Origin of the sequence: Rubrobacter marinus (genome assembly GCF_011492965.1) — a bacterium.
Classification (GTDB): domain Bacteria; phylum Actinomycetota; class Rubrobacteria; order Rubrobacterales; family Rubrobacteraceae; genus Rubrobacter_F; species Rubrobacter_F marinus.
The window spans coordinates 3301963-3317256 of record NZ_CP045121.1 but is presented as its reverse complement, the minus strand read 5'-3'; the positions used below and the strand labels follow the sequence as shown (position 1 = coordinate 3317256).

12 protein-coding genes and 2 pseudogenes are annotated in these 15294 nt (G+C 71.2%); 6 read left to right on the top strand and 8 right to left on the bottom strand.

Annotated features, from left to right (window positions below):
- Positions 1–188 precede the first annotated feature (188 nt).
- Complete coding sequence (locus GBA65_RS17145) at positions 189–1508, bottom strand: hemolysin family protein (protein ID WP_166397596.1); 1320 nt, start codon at positions 1506–1508, stop codon at positions 189–191.
- A gap of 228 nt (positions 1509–1736) precedes the next feature.
- Between GBA65_RS17145 and GBA65_RS17140 the strand changes: the two genes are divergently transcribed.
- Positions 1737–2546 carry a sulfotransferase domain-containing protein gene (locus GBA65_RS17140; RefSeq protein ID WP_166397595.1) on the top strand — a complete coding sequence of 270 codons (810 nt, stop codon included), beginning with the start codon at positions 1737–1739 and terminating at the stop codon, positions 2544–2546.
- Between the two features lie 14 nt (positions 2547–2560).
- On the opposite strand, the gene GBA65_RS17135 is transcribed toward GBA65_RS17140, so the two are convergent.
- The 4 genes and pseudogenes from GBA65_RS17135 to GBA65_RS17120 form a co-directional block, all read right to left on the bottom strand.
- Positions 2561–3100, bottom strand: a complete 540-nt coding sequence (locus GBA65_RS17135; RefSeq protein ID WP_407691110.1) for a glycosyltransferase — start codon at positions 3098–3100, stop codon at positions 2561–2563.
- Between the two features lie 130 nt (positions 3101–3230).
- A pseudogene (locus GBA65_RS26705) lies at positions 3231–3608 on the bottom strand (glycosyltransferase family 4 protein); the annotation flags it as partial.
- 154 nt (positions 3609–3762) lie between these two features.
- Positions 3763–5075, bottom strand: a pseudogene (locus GBA65_RS17125) (inositol-3-phosphate synthase).
- Positions 5076–5216: 141 nt separating this feature from the next.
- Positions 5217–6233, bottom strand: a complete 1017-nt coding sequence (locus tag GBA65_RS17120; protein ID WP_166397592.1) for an amidohydrolase family protein — start codon at positions 6231–6233, stop codon at positions 5217–5219.
- A 126-nt stretch (positions 6234–6359) separates the two neighbouring features.
- On the opposite strand from GBA65_RS17120, the gene map reads away from it, so the two are divergent.
- The gene (gene map / locus GBA65_RS17115; RefSeq protein WP_207955859.1) at positions 6360–7229 is read left to right on the top strand and encodes a type I methionyl aminopeptidase; all 870 of its coding nucleotides are present in this window, start codon (positions 6360–6362) and stop codon (positions 7227–7229) included.
- Positions 7230–7266: 37 nt separating this feature from the next.
- Here map and GBA65_RS17110 read toward each other — a convergent pair whose 3' ends face one another.
- A complete protein-coding gene (locus GBA65_RS17110; RefSeq protein ID WP_166397591.1) occupies positions 7267–7938 on the bottom strand; it encodes a phosphatase in 672 nt (223 codons plus the stop codon).
- 117 nt (positions 7939–8055) lie between these two features.
- Between GBA65_RS17110 and GBA65_RS17105 the strand changes: the two genes are divergently transcribed.
- The 4 genes from GBA65_RS17105 (at position 8056) to GBA65_RS17090 (ending at position 13280) form a co-directional block, all read left to right on the top strand.
- Positions 8056–8448, top strand: a complete 393-nt coding sequence (locus GBA65_RS17105; protein ID WP_166397590.1) for a DUF2267 domain-containing protein — start codon at positions 8056–8058, stop codon at positions 8446–8448.
- 57 nt (positions 8449–8505) lie between these two features.
- A complete protein-coding gene (locus GBA65_RS17100; protein WP_166397589.1) occupies positions 8506–9705 on the top strand; it encodes an MFS transporter in 1200 nt (399 codons plus the stop codon).
- 1 nt (position 9706) lies between these two features.
- Positions 9707–10690: a threonine/serine dehydratase gene (locus tag GBA65_RS17095; RefSeq protein ID WP_207955858.1), complete on the top strand. Its 984-nt coding sequence runs from the start codon at positions 9707–9709 to the stop codon at positions 10688–10690.
- A 421-nt stretch (positions 10691–11111) separates the two neighbouring features.
- Positions 11112–13280, top strand: a complete 2169-nt coding sequence (locus GBA65_RS17090; protein WP_166397588.1) for a hypothetical protein — start codon at positions 11112–11114, stop codon at positions 13278–13280.
- A 30-nt stretch (positions 13281–13310) separates the two neighbouring features.
- Here the strand turns inward: GBA65_RS17090 and GBA65_RS17085 are convergent, their stop codons facing one another.
- Positions 13311–14237 (bottom strand): acyl-CoA thioester hydrolase/BAAT C-terminal domain-containing protein, encoded by a 927-nt coding sequence (locus GBA65_RS17085; protein WP_166397587.1) that lies wholly within the window; start codon positions 14235–14237, stop codon positions 13311–13313.
- A gap of 78 nt (positions 14238–14315) precedes the next feature.
- Positions 14316–15227, bottom strand: a complete 912-nt coding sequence (locus GBA65_RS17080) for an alpha/beta fold hydrolase (protein ID WP_166397586.1) — start codon at positions 15225–15227, stop codon at positions 14316–14318.
- Positions 15228–15294: the final 67 nt, after the last annotated feature.

The following is a 15294-nucleotide window of genomic DNA, read 5'->3' as shown; positions in this document are numbered from 1 at the left end:
ACCCCTTCCTCGACCTCCGTGCTTTGCACGAGCGGGAGCCCACCGTCCCGTGCCCGGCACACCCGCTCCCTTGGGCAAGACTACCGGCATACGGCCCTGGAACGCAGGACGTACCATGTCCTGCGGCCGTACGCGGTGGTCTGCACCGTCCCGAAGACGCGTGCGCCGCTCCTTCGGACCGGTCGGCGCTAGGGGGGCGAGGACCTGGCTTCGCGATCCCCCGTGACGAGCACCTTGTCGACGCGGCGTCCGTCCATGTCCACGACCTCGAACGAGAAGCCCTCCCACTCGAAGCGGTCCCCCGTCGCCGGCACGCGTTCGAGCAGGGACATCGCGAGGCCGCCGACGGTCCGGTACTCGCCCTCCCCGCCGGGCAGGTCCCGCAGCCCGAGGCGGCCCTGCAGCTCGTCCGCGGACAAGAGGCCGTCCACGAGCCACGAGCCGTCCGCGCGCCGCACCATCGTGGGGTCGTCCCCGGTCCCGTCCTCCCCCTCCATGTCACCGACGAGGGCCTCGAGCACGTCGGAGGTGGTGACGAGCCCCTCGACGTTGCCGCGCTCGTCGACGACGATCGCCAGGGGGAGGCCGAAGCGCTTGAACGCCTGCAGGGCGGCGGTCGCGGGCGCGCCCTCGGGGACGAGCGGCGGCTTTCGCAGCTCCCCGAGCAGGTCCGCGGGCTCCCCGCCCAGGGCCCGGGCGCCGGCCTCCTTCGCCGACGCGAGGCCGGAGATCTCGTCCAGGTCCCCGCGCGCCACCGGGTAGTAGGCGTGGCGGCTCTCGGCGATGATCCTGCGGTGCTCCTCGGGCGAATCGTCGAGGTCCAGCCAGATGATCTTGGGCCGCGGCGTCATCAGCTCGCGCACCGGGCGGTCGTCGAGCCGTAGGGCCCTGCCCACGAGGTCCCGCTCGGCCTCCTCGAAGACCCCGGCCCGGGCGCCCTCCTCCAGGAGGCCCTCGACCTCCACTTCCGTCACCGGCGGCTCGTCCGAGCGGCGCGCCCCGAGCAACCTCAGCACCGCCTCCGTCGAGGCGGCGAGCAGCCACACGGCCGGGGCGGAGAGGACCGACAGGAACCGCATCGGACGGGACATCCGGGAGGCGACCGACTCGGGATCGTTCAGGGCGAGGCGTTTCGGCACGAGCTCCCCGATGATCAGGGAGAGGTAGGTGATGGCCGTGACCACTACGACGAACGCGATGGGTGTGGCGTAGGGGGCAAGGAGCGGCACCGTGCCCAGCGCGCCCGCGAGGGGCTCGGCGAGGGTAGCCCCGCCGAAGGCGCCGGCGAGGACCCCGATCAGCGAGATCCCTATCTGCACGGTCGAGAGGAAGCGGGTGGGCTCCTCGGAGAGCCCGAGCGCGGTCGACGCCCCGCGGTCCCCGCCCTCCGCGCGCTGCTTGAGGCGCGACTTTCGCGAGGAGACGAGGGCGGTCTCCGACATGGCGAACACGCCGTTGAGGACCGTGAGCAGGACGACGACCGCTATCTGGAGGGCGATGGTGATCATCTGGGCCGTTCCTTCCCCCGCTGGGCCGCGAGCTAATCTCCGCGCCGGGGACTACGAGTACCGCGGGCGACGCTCACACGGGGGGTGGGGCGCGTGCCTGTACCCCGCGCCTGGTGGTTTTTCGGCCTCGCGAGGGTAAGAACGGCGGGAGTAGTCTTGGCCGCGCCGGCGGAGCCGCCGCCGGGTGGGCGCGGGAACGAACGAGAGATGGGGGTGGAGGGCCGTGGGGTGCTGAGATCTGCGCAAGACGGGGTGGCGGGGTTTCTCGCGGGGCGTCCGAACGAGTGGATCCGCCTCGGCATGGTCCACCTCCTGCCTGGCGTGGTCCCGCTCTACGTCGTCAACGAGTTCCCCAAGTCCGGCGGCACCTGGGTGGGGCAGATGCTCGGGCGCGCCCTCGACGTCCCCTTCCCCCGAAACCGGCTGCCCGTCTTGCGGCCCTCGATCATGCACGGCCACTACCTCAGCCCGTTCGGGATGATGAACGCCGTCGTCCCCTGGCGCGACGGGCGGGACGTGATGGTCTCCTGGTACCACCAGTGCCTCTCCCCCCACGAGTACAACGACGAGCAGGTGAGGGCGGCGAGGAGGGAGCTCTCCTTCGAGGACTACGACGACGTCTACGGGAACCTGCCGGCGTTTATCGAGTGGGCCTTCACCCGGCCGCGCGCCCCGCGCTTCACCTGGTCGGACTTCGTCCGCCGCTGGCACGACCGCGACGACGCCGTCCACGTCCGCTACGAGGACCTCAGGCGCGACCCCGCCGGGGAGCTCTACCGCATGGTCAAGGAGCTCACCGGCAACCCCATGAGCCCAGAGAGGGCGCAGGGGATCGTCGACGAGTTCTCCTTCGAGCGGCAGGCAGGGAGGAAGACCGGCGAGGAGAACACGGGGAGCTTCCTGCGCAAGGGCGTCGTGGGGGAGTGGAGGGAGCGCTTCAGCCCCGAGGCCCGCCGCGTCTTCGACCGGCACGCCGGCGAGGAGCTCGTCATGCTCGGCTACGAAGGTGACCGGACCTGGGCGGAGGGCGTGGGGTAGGGCCGGAGCCCTCCCTACTCCGCGGCCTTCACGTCCCTGAGGGCGTCGCGGTAGATGGCCTCGACCCTGCGGACCATCTTCTCGTGGCCGAACTCGGTGCTCGCCCTCAGGCGTCCCGCCTCGCCCATCCTTCGGGCGAGCTCGGGGTCGCGGAGCACCTCGAGGAGGCCGTCGCCGAGGGCGCGGGGGTCGCCGGGCGGCACCAGGATGCCCTCGCTTCCCGGTCGGATCTGGTCCGGTATGCCGCCGACGGAGCTCGCGACGACGGGCACCCCGGCGGCCATCGCTTCGAGGACGACGAGCGGGGTGCCCTCGCTCACGGAGGGGACCGCGACGACGTCCAGCAGCCCCAGGAGCGCCTGGGCGTCCGGGCGAAAGCCCAGGAACAGGACGCGGTCGCGCACCCCGAGCCGCCCGGCGAGCGCGTGCAGCTCCTCCCTCATGGGCCCGTCGCCCACGACGACGAAACGGGCCGCCGGGAGCTCCTCCGCCACGCTGGCCGCCGCCTTCAGGAAGCTCGCCACCCCCTTCTCGGGCTGGAGCCGGGCGATCATCCCGACCACGGGACCCCCTCGTCCGCGAGCTCCTTCGGGATCGGCAGGTCGTCTCCGTGCGCCTCACGGACGGGGGGACGGAGTTCGGCACCACGCAGATTTTGTGCGGCGGGACGCCGTCGCGCTCGACGAGGCGGCGGCGGATCGCGTTCGAGACCGCGATCACGCGCGCCACCCCGCGGTACATCCACAAGCTGAAGAGCCGGCCGCCCCTGCCCTGCCAGAGCGCCTCGGTGTGCTCCGTGACCACCAGGGGCACCGCGGTTCCGGCTGTCGCGAGCGCCGAGGCGGCGGCGCTGGAGTAGACGTGCGCGTGTACGAGGTCGAAGCGCTCCCTGCGCAGGAGCATCCTGAGCTCCCGCGCGTAGGCCAGGCTCACCCGGCGCTTGACCATCCTCCCCACGAGGGGCCGCACGGGGATGCGCGCCGCCTCCAGCGGTTCGGCGAGCGAGCCCGAGACGGAGCACGCCACCGTGACGGCGTGGCCCTCGCGGTGGAGGGCCAGCACCAGGTCGACGACGTGCCGCTCGGCGCCGCCCACCTCCAGCGAGTCGACGACCACGAGCGGCCTGAGCGGCCCGCCGCCTCGCCCAGCGGACGCTACCGCGTGTTTACGCTCCTGGCCTGTGGTTCCCACGAGTCCATTGCGCCTTTATCTCTTCCTACTCGTAGTAGTCGAGGCCGAGGTGGGTGATGAGGTCCTCGCCCATAAACGCCCTGAGGGTGTTCTTGAGCTTCATCTGCTGGACGAAGAGGTCGTGCTCGGGGTAGAGCTCGGGGAGGGTCATCGGGCTCTTGAAGAAGAAGGAGAGCCACTCCTGGATGCCGCCCTGCCCCGCTCTTTGGGCGAGGTCCATGAAGAGGGCGAGGTCGAGGACGATGGGGGCGGCCAGGATCGAGTCCCGGGCGAGGAAATTAATCTTGATCTGCATCGGGTAGTTGAGCCACCCGAAGATGTCGATGTTGTCCCAGCCCTCCTTCGCGTCGCCGCGCGGGGGGTAGTAGTTGATCTTGACGACGTGCGAGATGTCGCCGTAGAGCTCGGGGTTCTTCTCGGGGTCGAGGATCGCCTCCAGCACCGAGAGCTTGGAGACCTCCTTGCTCTTGAGGCTCTGGGCGTCGTCGAGGACCTCGCCGTCGCGGTTGCCGAGGATGTTGGTCGAGTACCAGCCCGCCATCCCGAGCATCCGGGCCTTGAGCCCCGGCGCGACCATCGTCTTCATGAGGGTCTGGCCGGTCTTGAAGTCCTTGCCCGCCACCGGAACGCCCGCGTCGTCGGCGAGGTCCACGAGGGCGGGGATGTCCGCCGCCAGGGAAGGGGCGCCGTTGGCGTAGGGGACGCCCTCCTTCAGGGCGGCGTAGGCGTAGACCATCGCCGGGGAGATCGAGGCGTCCGAGCGGTCCAGGGCCTTCTCGAACTCGTCGAGGTCGAAGTGGGCCTTCTGGGGCTGGGCGTAGGCCTCGGTCGAGGCGCAGTTGACCATCACCGCCCGCTCCAGGCCGTGCTGGGACTTGAACGAGCGGATGTCCTCCCGGACCTGCTCGGCGGCCTCGCGCAAGGAGCCGTACTCCTTTTTGTGGGTGGCGTTCAAGCGGGCCACGTAGGCGGGGTCGAAGACAGCCGGGAACGGCTTGACCGCCCGGAGCTCGTCGTGGACGGCGTTGAGGTGCTCCTTCTCCAGGACGCCGGCGTGGGCGGCGGCATCGTAGGCGTCGTCGGGGAAGGCGTCCCAGCCGCCGAAGACGAGCCCGTCCATCGGGGAGAGCGGGACGAAGTCCTTTATGTGCGGGACCCTGTCCTCCGTCCGCTTCCCGAGGCGTATGGTGCCCATCTGGGAGAGCGAGCCGACCGGCTCGGCGAGGCCCTTCTTCATGATCTCGACCCCCGCGACGAGGGTGGTGGCGACGGCCCCATCCCCGGCATCAAGACGCCCAGCTTGCCGTTCGGCTCCGTTATCTGCCTCGCCTCGGTCATCTTTTTCTCCCTTCGGTACCCTTCCCGCCGCGCGTGGGAGCGGGAAGCTACGCTGAACAGCGCGTCTGCCGGACGCCGGACCTGGCGTAAGGACGATGTAATCGTGCGGCATCGTTTACCCTGCTCGCTCTGTGGCCAAACTTACAAGTCAATGTGCGTGGCCCCGATGGGCGTTCGGGGTCGAGATGGGCCTGGGGAGGGCCGTGGCCTCTGGGGCTCCTTTATGGCGTTCTGCCAGTGCTCGTAGGCATTCCGAAAGAAGATCATGTTGCGGTACTCCTCCCGTGCCGGGCTCCCCTCCCCGACGATGTGCCCCAGCGTCGTCGCCGTCTCGAAGAGCCCGAGCTGGGGCTGGAGGTACTGCTCGCGGTACTCCTCGGGCTCTATCGGCCAGAAGGTGTCGGTCCCGTAGAGGATCATGGCGGGCGGCAGGGTGTCGATGGACCGCTGCCAGACCTCGAGCTGGTAGTCGGCGGCCGGCCCGAACGAGACGTCGACCTTCAAGTCCCAGGCGGAGGGGTCCTGGCCGAAGACGCCGGTCGTGACCTTCATCATCGCTATGCACTCGTCGTACCACGGGTACCCGACGTGGGCCAGGTGCCCCTTGAAGCCGGGGGCGGCGCGCACCCCCTCGAAGGAGGCCGGACGACAGTAGGTGCTCTGGCGGCCGTCGTAGAAGACGCCGGTGTGAAAGACCGTGTACATCCCGAGCTCGGCGAGCTTCTTCCACAGGCGCTCGAGGGCCGGATCGTCCGCGTACCATCCCGTCGCGACGAGCTCTCCGGCGCCCCTCAACCCCAGCTCCTCGTAGCAGCGCTCTGCCTCCTCGATGTTGAGGTCCACCGCGCGGTCGAGATCGCCGCCGGCGAGGGCGGGCATGGGGTTGAGGGTGCAGAAGCCGAGCAGGCGCTCGGGGGCGTTGCTGCATATGTCGGCGCAGTAGTCGTTGTGGGTACGGATGTCTTGCATGCTGTCCGAGGTGATCTCGTGGGCTTGCACGTTCAGCATCGGGGCGAAGACGAAGGCTTTCTCCACCCCAACGGCGTCCAGACAAGCAAGGATCTGACCCGCGCTCTCCCCACCGGTCAGGTGGGTGTGGGCGTCCAGGATCCTATCGACGTTGTACACGACCTCCAGCTCTCTTCGCCCGTCGGCCAAAGCATTCCTCCCGTCGCCACCGTGAAAGACGCTGCCTACCCCGCGTCGACCCCCGAAAAACGGGCGCTTCCGGCAGATGCTTTCGCGTTGGCCGGGCGTGGTGTGCTACGGTCTACCGAGATTCGCATGATAGTGCTGCGCAGCCCATCCGAGATCGAGGCCATGAGGCGGGCGGGCGACCTCGTCGCCCGGGCGTTCGCCCTGCTCGATCCCCACGTCCGCGCCGGGACCCGCCTCGACGAGCTCGACCGCCTCGTCGCGGAGCTTCTGCGCTCCGAGGGCGCCGGGGCCCCGTACAAGGGCTACCGTCCCTCGCCCTCGGTGCCGCCCTTCCCGGGGACCGTCTGCGCCTCGGTGAACGAGCAGGTGGTCCACGGCATCCCCGGCCCCCGCAAGCTGCGCGAGGGGGACATCGTGGGCATCGACATCGGCGCCACTCTGGGGGGCTGGGTCGGGGACGCCTGCTACACCTACGCCGTCGGCGGCGTCCCCCCGCGGGCGAGGAGGCTGCTCGACGTCACCAGGGAGTCCCTGGAGGCGGGGATCGCCGAGGTCGGGCCGGGCAAGCGGCTCGGGGACGCGGGCGCCGCGATCCAGGAGGTCGCCGAAGGGGCCGGGTACGGGGTGGTGAGGGAGCTGGGCGGGCACGGCGTCGGGCGCAACCTGCACGAGGACCCCCACGTCAACCACTTCGGCAAGCGCGGCCACGGGATGCGGCTCAGGGAGGGGATGACCTTCACCCTCGAGCCGATGGTCAACGAGGGGACGCCGGAGATCGAGCTTCTGCGCGACGGCTGGACGGTCGTGACCGGCGACGGGAAGCTCTCCGCCCAGTACGAGCACACGATCGCCGTGACGAAGACGGGGTGCGAGATCCTGACCCCCTGGCACCTCCGCATGGACGAGACCGCCGAGCCCGTCGCCCCGTCGGCTAGCCGAACCCCCGTCGCCGAGGTTCAGCCTCCGGAGCGGAGCGTCTCCAGCGCGGCGGCGTAGGAGTTGAGGGGGCGGTTGTCGTCCATGGGGATCACCGTCACGTCCGCCCGCGCGCCGAGACGACGGCCCACGCGGGGTCGTTCGTGTCCATGATCGCCACCGCGGGGATGCCCGCCGCGACCGCGGCGCCCGCGAAGCCGTGGTCCGCCACCACGAGGTCCACCGTCCCGGCCTCTCCCAGGACGCTCCTCATGGGCGCGGGATCGTGGGTGTGCTTCATGCTCGCCCCGTTGCCCAGGATCGCCACCGCCCCCGCCCAGTCCAGGGGCACCTCGGCGCCCCGGATGCGCGGCTCCGTCCGCACGAGCCTCCCGCCCAGATCCTCGACCCACCGCGCGACCCCGAGGTAGTACAGGAGCAGGGCACCGGGGTGGCCGGTGCCGATCACGACCCGCCCGCCCTCGGCCGCGACCTCCCGGATGCGCCCGCCCGCCTCCAGGAGCCCCGCCGCCGTTCGGGCCGGGTCGATGCAGCCGCGGCCCGGCGTCTCCTCGTGGTCCGGCCCGTAGCCGAGCGTGCGTTCCACCGCCCGGTAGGCCTCGTCGAAGCCCACCTCCCCCAGGAGCGCCTCCATCCCGAAGGTGGTGCTCTCGTCCCCTTCGAGGAGCAGCTTGATCTTTCGGACGTTGTTGTCGCCGCCGTGGGAGGTGCTCGTCCCGGCCAGGCCGGCCCGGAGGATGAGTTCCGCGTATTCCGCTACGGGGTCCACGAGCAACGAGTCTAGCAGAGGGCCCCGATCCGGGAAGGGCGGCGCGCCCGTTTCGTCGCGCTCGGGGCGGGGCATACCGCCCGCAAGAGGGGTACGGAGGCGTCGGGAGGAGGCCCGGTGGACGAGCAAGAATTTCTCGGAGAGGTGCAGCGGCGGGCGGGCCTCGCCTCGGTCCGCGAGGCCGAAGCGACGACCGGGGCCACCCTGACGGCGCTGGGGGAGTACCTGGTCGGCTACGAGGGCCTCGACCTCGCCTCCCGGCTCCCCGAGGGCCTGGCGACTACCCTGCGGCGGGAGCCGCCGGACCGGCCCCAGATTATCTCCCTCAACGACTTCCTCTTCCGCGTGGGGGAGGAAGAGGGCACGGACCCGGACGACGACGCGGACCCGACCGAGGCCCTGCCCCGGGCCCGCGCCGTGATGAGCGTCGTCCTGGAGGCCGTGGCTCCCGACGAGGCAGAAGACCTCCGGCTCCAGTTTCCGAGCGAGTTCGCCCCGCTCTTCGAGTAGGGGGGGCACGCGCGGCGGAGCTCCGGTGCGCGAGACCGACCATGCTAATATCGACGGGTGAGTACCGCCTCCGCGCCGTTCGAGCCGTCCGAGAAACGCAACCTGCGCCCCATGCTCATCGCCGTCTCGGTCGCGACCGTCGGGGTCTTGCCGTCCTTCCTGACGGGCGGGCTGGCGGTCCAGATCCGGGGCGAGTTCGGCTTCGGCGCGGGCGCTCTGGGGCTCGCGGTGGCGGTTTTCTTCGTGGTCTCGTCCCTCTCCTCGGCCCTCGCCGGGCGCGTGGCCGAGAGGATAGGATCGCACGCCGCGATGCGCACCTCTTCCCTGGTCGGCGCGCTCGCGTTGCTCGCGGTCGCCCTCCTCGCCGGCTCGTGGTGGGGGCTCGTGGCCTGCCTCGTCCTCGGCGGAGCGGGGAACGCCATCGCCCAGCCCTCCACGAACCTCCTGATCGCTCGCGAGGTCCCCGTCGGGCGCCACGGGCTCGCCTTCGGCGTGAAGCAGGCCGCCATCCCGGTCGCCACCCTGCTGGCCGGCCTCGCCGTGCCGGTGATCGCCGTGACGCTCGGCTGGCGCTGGGCCTTCGCGGGCGGTGCCCTCCTCGCGCTGGTCGTGGCCCTTCTCGTCCCCCGGGAGAACGACGGCGAGCCGCCGGGCCGCCTCAAGGAGGCCCGCGCGGGGGACGCGCCGCTCGCGCCCCTGATCCTGCTGGCCGTCGGGATAGGGCTCGGCTCCACGGCGGCCACGCCTCTGGGGGCCTTTGTCGTCGAGTCGGCGGTCAGCACCGGGGTCGAGGTCGGCACCGCGGGCCTCCTCCTCGCGCTCGGGAGCGGGGTGGGCATCGTCGTGCGCGTCGTCGCCGGGCACCTCGCGGACGGCATGACGGGCGGGCGCCTCCGCCTCGTCGCCGGCATGCTCGTCCTCGGGACGGCCGGGTTCGCGATGCTCGCGAGCGGGGCGCCGGGCCTCCTGGTCGTCGGGGTGGTGCTCGCCTTCGGGGCGGGGTGGGGCTGGCCCGGGCTCTTCAACTTCGCCATCGTCAAGAGCAGCCCCAAGGCCCCGGCCGCCGCGACCGGCATCACCCAGACCGGCGCCTCCGGCGGGGCGGCCCTCGGCCCGCTCCTGTTCGGCTACACCGTCGAGGCGACCTCCTTCGGCACGGCCTGGATCGCGACGGCCGCCGTCGCCCTCCTCTCCGCGGCGGCCATCCTCGCCGGCCGGCGCCTGCTCCTCCGCCGCCGCGAGGGACCGGAGGGCTAGGGTGGCGAGGACGGGACCCCGGGACGGTAGGGAGGCCGCGGTCACGGGGGCGGACGTGGAGGACGCCGCGGCCCGCATCGGGGGCCGCGTGAGGGAGACCCCGGTCGCCGTCCTGGAGGAGGGCGCCTTCGGCCTCGACGCGCGGCTGACCCTCAAGCTCGAGCTCCTGCAGCACAGCGGGTCCTTCAAGGCGCGCGGCGCCTTCAACCGCATCCTCTCGTCCTCCGTGCCGCCCGCGGGCGTCGTCGCCGCCTCCGGGGGCAACCACGGCGCGGCCGTCGCATACGCCGCCCGCGCCCTCGGGCACCGGGCCGAGGTCTTCGTGCCCGAGGTCTCCTCGCCGTTCAAGGTAGATCTGATCCGTCGCTACGGCGCCGAGGTTACAGTCGGCGGCGCCTTCTACGCCGACGCGTACGCGGCGAGCGCGAAGCGCGCCGCCGAGACCGGGGCCCTCGTGGTCCACGCCTACGACCAGCCCGAGGTCGTGGCGGGCCAGGGCACCCTGGGGCGCCAGCTCCACCGCCAGGCCCCGGACCTCGACACCGTGCTCGTCGCGGTCGGCGGGGGAGGCCTCATGGGGGGCACGGCCGCCTACTACCGCGGCGAAGCCCGCGTCGTCGGCGTCGAGCCCGAGCTCGCCCCGACCCTGCACGAAGCCCTCCGGGCCGGGGAGCCGGTAGACGTCGAGACCGGCGGCCTCGCCGCGGATTCCCTCGGCGCGAAGCGGGCCGGGAACCTCGCCTTCTCCATCGCCCAGCGGTACGTGGACGGCGTCGTCCTCGTCGAGGACGACGCCATACGAGAAGCCCAGCGAGCGCTCTGGAGGACCTTGCGGATCGTGGCCGAGCCCGGCGGGGCCATCGCGCTGGCCGCCCTCCTCTCGGGGCGCTACCGCCCGCAAGGGGGGGGAGCGCGTGGGCGTCCTCGTCTGCGGCGGCAACGCGGACCTTGCACGGGTGCCTTCTTGACCGTAACGAGGTTGTAGCCGCCGACTCGGTTGCGTGCCGAGTCGAACTTTATCTTGCCGAGTACCACTCCTGTGTAGAATTCGATTCGGGTCGAAAGCATCAGAGGTGGGGGAGAAGAATATGCATGGCGGTGGCGACAGGACGCTGAGGTACTGCCCGAGTTGTGGGCCCAGGCAAGCCCAACAAACGCCTTCTGTGGTAACTGCGGGCGCGTCTGACCTCCGAGGCCGGTTACGTCGCCCCGACGCGCAGGATGACCGGGCCGCTGCGCGAGGACAGGGATGCGCCGCCCGCACCTTACCCCTCGCGGCGCCCGAGGTTCCCGGCTCCCATCCGCGACGTCGTGCTCGGGTCCTGCTCGCGCTGGCCTGCGCCCTGCCGATCTTGGCGGCGCTCTACGCTCTGCTCGCCGCACGCGGGGTGTTTTCGGATCCTGCAGTGCCCGGTACGGTCGGGCTGGCGCTCTTCGTCCTGATCCACGGGGGCGGGGTCTCCGTCGAAGTACCGCCGACCCCGGCGCTTCTCGGCCTGGGAGGCTCGTTGAGCCTCGGGCTCCCCGTAACCTCCTTCGCGCTGCTCCCGTTTGTCGCTTCCCTCCTCGCGGGCAGGCTCCTGGGTAGGCGTGCTCGCACGGCGGGCCTGTTCGTCCTGGCGGCGGCCCTGGCCTATGCCCTTCTGGTCGCGGTGTTCGCCGCTTCAGGTACCGCCTCCCTCGGCGCAGGTGACGCGACGATCCGGTTCGCTCCGGGCCCGCTCTCCGCCGCCCTTCGGGGCTTCCTCTGGGTCGGCCTCGGCACGATGCTCGGGGTGGCCGCCGCCGGGCAGCCGCTTCTCCCGGCCATGTACCGTCAGGTCGTGCGCGGCGCCCTGTGGGCGTTGGGGGTGTCCCTCACCGTAGCGCTCGCGCTGAGCGTCGGGCTCTCGCTCCTGGAGCTGGGTACTGGCGGGTCGCCGCAGGGCACCGAGGCATCGTCGCCAGCCGTCCCGTCAGCGGCGCCGGGCGGCGGGACGCTGGGAACTCTCGGGACGTTCTTCACGTTGCTTCCCGTGGCCCTGGCGACGCTGTGGCTCCTGGCGCACGGTGTCCCGGCAGGCCTTCAGAACGCGCCGGATCTCGGAGGCGTGCCGCTTGTGGGCGAGGCCCTCTCCGACGTGCCCCTGCGCGTCGGCCTACTCGGGGCTTGGCCTCCGGGGGACGAGTGGCGCCTCCTCCTGGTTGCCCCGATCATCGGGCTTCTCATAGGCGGCGCCGTCGGCGCCCGCGGAGCCGCGCCGGAGCATCGCCCGTGGTGGGGTGCCGCCGTCACGGTCCCCTACACGACCATCGCGCTGCTGGCCGCCTTCCTGGCCGGTGCTAGCGCTGACTTGACCCTGGCCGGAGCGGCCTCTCTCGAGGTAACGCTGCGTGCGTCTATAGCCTGGTTGTTCTTGCTCTTGCTCCCTGCTGGTGCTGTTCTAGGGGCTATCGGCGGTCTCCTCTCCAGGACCGACGCCTTCCCCATCGCTCGTCCTCGCCGCGCGTTCCTCGTCGCCCTGGTCTCCGGATCGGCGGTGCTGGCCGCAAGCCTGCCCGTCGCCCTCGCGACCTCGCCTCCCGCGGGAAACCCGTTGGCAGGCTTCGCACCTACCGGCGCCGACCTTACGGCGCCACTTCCCCAGGCAATACCGGAAGCAGCGCCCGCAGAAGATCCCCCGGCCAGCACCGGCGAAGAGTCGCCTGCCGCCCCCACGACGCCCGACGAGGCTCCTGATCCCGTCTTCGGAGAGATACTTCCGACCCTCGCTGCGAGGACCACCGCCCCCATCATGCTGCCCGCCGATCTTCCGCCGGACCTGTCCAACGTCGCGGTGGACGCCGACCGTAGTGGCGAAGAGTACGGCATCCTGTTCCAGTACCGACCCGGCGGCGGCGTACTCGATTCTTACGTCGGCGCCAACGACGTCGGGACCTTGATGGTCGAGCCTGCGCCGGGAGCGGTGCCCGCTTTCGACGTCGAGCCGTCGAGAGAAGAGAGCGTAACGCTGCCCGACGGCACCGAGGCCAACTTGAAGTACTCGGATCCCTCGGCCGAAGGGTACAACGAAGGACCGTTCTGGGAGGGCGAGTTTCAAAAGTCCGGTTACTCCTACACCTTGAGGCTCCCGTTGCCAGACCCTTCCGGGGACACCGCCAGGCAGGTGCTGTCGTCCATGGTCGAGGTGCCGAGCGCAACGATCTCGGTGGACGCCGGATCGGAAGCGGAGATCGTGGAGGCTACGGAGGCCTACTACGAGGCCGTCGACCGCGAAGACTGGGGCTACACCTACGAGAGCCTCGACTCCCAGACGCGGGCCCTGTTCGCGGAGGATGAGTGGTACCTCAAGAACCAGTGGTTCGCCGACTCCGAGGGGTTGGACCTAGCCTCCGTCGATGTCGTAGTCAATGGTTCCGCCTCCGACCCCGTGGTCGGCGTAACGGTCTACAGGACGTTCACGGACGGGACCTCGATCGACAGGGATACCTACTTCGTTTTCGAGGAAGGGGATTGGAAGCACCGCTTCTCGCAGGAGGAGATCGACATCTTCATGCCCGGCACGCCTTATGAGGAGTTCGTCGCTGCGCAGTAGGGGCAGGCTCGTCGGCGACCGCCGTGGACCCTATCCGGCCCCTTGTTCGAGATGCTCCTTCAGAAAAGCCAGAACCTTCGGCCAGGAGTCGGTGTTGGCGAACTCGTTCGCCTCCCGGCTCCCGCCCAGCTCGACGCGCCTGACCCAGCCGGAGTCCGGCTCGTACCCTGGCAGCGTGATCAGGTGCCCCGCCCCCTCGTAGCGCAGGTGATCGTAGGGGTAGGGATGCTCGTGGTCCCTCAGCTTCTCCACCACCATCTCGGAGAAACGGGTCGAGGGCCACAGCTCGTCGCCCGTCCCGGAGACCAGCAACACGGGGCCGTTTATCCTCTCGACCGCGATCGTCGCGGCCTCCACGGCCGCCTCGTTGGCGAGGGCCCGCTCGTAGAAGGGGCGGCCGCTGACCGGCCGGCCGTCGAGAAAGGAGCCGGTGATCCGGATAAGCTCGGAGGGGAGCGGCCTCGGCAGCGGAAGAAACGCCACGGGGCTCCCCCGGAGGGACCACGGCGACCTGGGACCGCCGTAGTAGACCTCGCGGTCGAAGGGTATCCCCTGCCAGACGATCGGGCTCGGCGCGTACCCGACGACCACCCCGACGTCCTCCGGGTAGGTCGCCCCCAGGAGCAGCGCCAGCTCGCCGCCCTTCGAGTTACCCACGACGGCCACGCGCTCGGCGTCGACCCCGGGCTGCGCCCTCAGCCACGCGAGCGCCCGCTCGAAGTACTCCAGCGGGATCTCCACGAGCTCCTGGGGCAGCCCCCCGGCCCCGAAGTAGGCGAGCGACAGCGCCGCGAAGCCCTCCGAGGCGAGCGTCTCGGCCCCGCCCTCGCTGAGCCCTCCCCCGGCCCCGCCGAGCGCTATCACGGCGGGGCACGGGGCGGAGGTGGAGGGGCGAAACAGCGTGCCGACCAGCCCTTCTTCCTCCACCGGCCGCCGCGCCACCTCGATCTCTCGCATGGGCGTATGCTACCGGAGAACGGCCTCTGCCGCTGTTTGTGCGGTAATTTGCATGCAAGCGCCCGCGGAGCTTGCGGGCTAGCCGGAGAGGCGGTCGCGCAGCTTCCGGGCCACGCGCCCGGGGACCCGCCGCAGGCTGCGGACCCAGCCCGGCAGCGTCCCCCCTTGGGCGGAGCGCCCCCGGTCGCCGGAAGCCGCCGGCTCCTCGTAGCCCAGCAGGAAGGAGGCGACCTCCTCGTTGAACTCCTCGGCGCGCTCGATAAAGACGAGGTGGCCGGCGTCGTCGAGGATGCGCAGCTTCGCGTTCGGGATGGCGCGGGCCAGGGCGACGGCGTTGGCGACGGGCACGTAGCGGTCCTCGGCGCCGTGGATCACGAGCGTCGGCGCGGAGATGTTCCGGACCCTCGGGGAGGCGTCGAAGGCCGCTCCGGCCCTCGCCTGCTGGAGGTAGGAGAAGGGCGACGGCGAGCGGGCCAGGCGCGTGCTCACGATCTCCTCGAACTCCCCGGGGAAGCGGGACCTGTAGGCGCCGGAGGTCGCGGCCTTCAAGCCCTTGCGCGCAGCACCCCTGGGGCTGAAGGAGCCCACCCCGAACATCGCCGCGAGCGTCCGCGGGGACATCCGCGCGTCCCCGCGGCCGCCGTAGCTCGTGCTGACGAGCACCAGACCGTCCACGAGATCCGGCCTCCGGAGCGCGAGCTCCTGGGCCACGAAGCCGCCCAGCGAGGTGCCCAGAACGTGAGCCCTCCCCACGCCGGAGCGTTCGAGCAACACGGCCGCGTCCCGGGCGAGCTCCGCGACGCCGTGCTCGGGGTCCCGCGGGCTCCGAAGGTCGAAGGTCAGGACGCGGAAGCGGCGCGAGAGCGCGGGGACCTGCTTGAACCAGGCCCAGGGCCCGAACCCGAGCCCGGGGATGAGCAGCAGCGGCGGTCCCTCCCCGTGGGACTCGTACACCACGGTGGACCCGTCTGTGGCGGTGGTCGTCGGCACCGTGCGAGTCTACCCCACCGCGCCAGAACAACACCCCGGCGGACCGAGGCACGAGACTACGGCTACC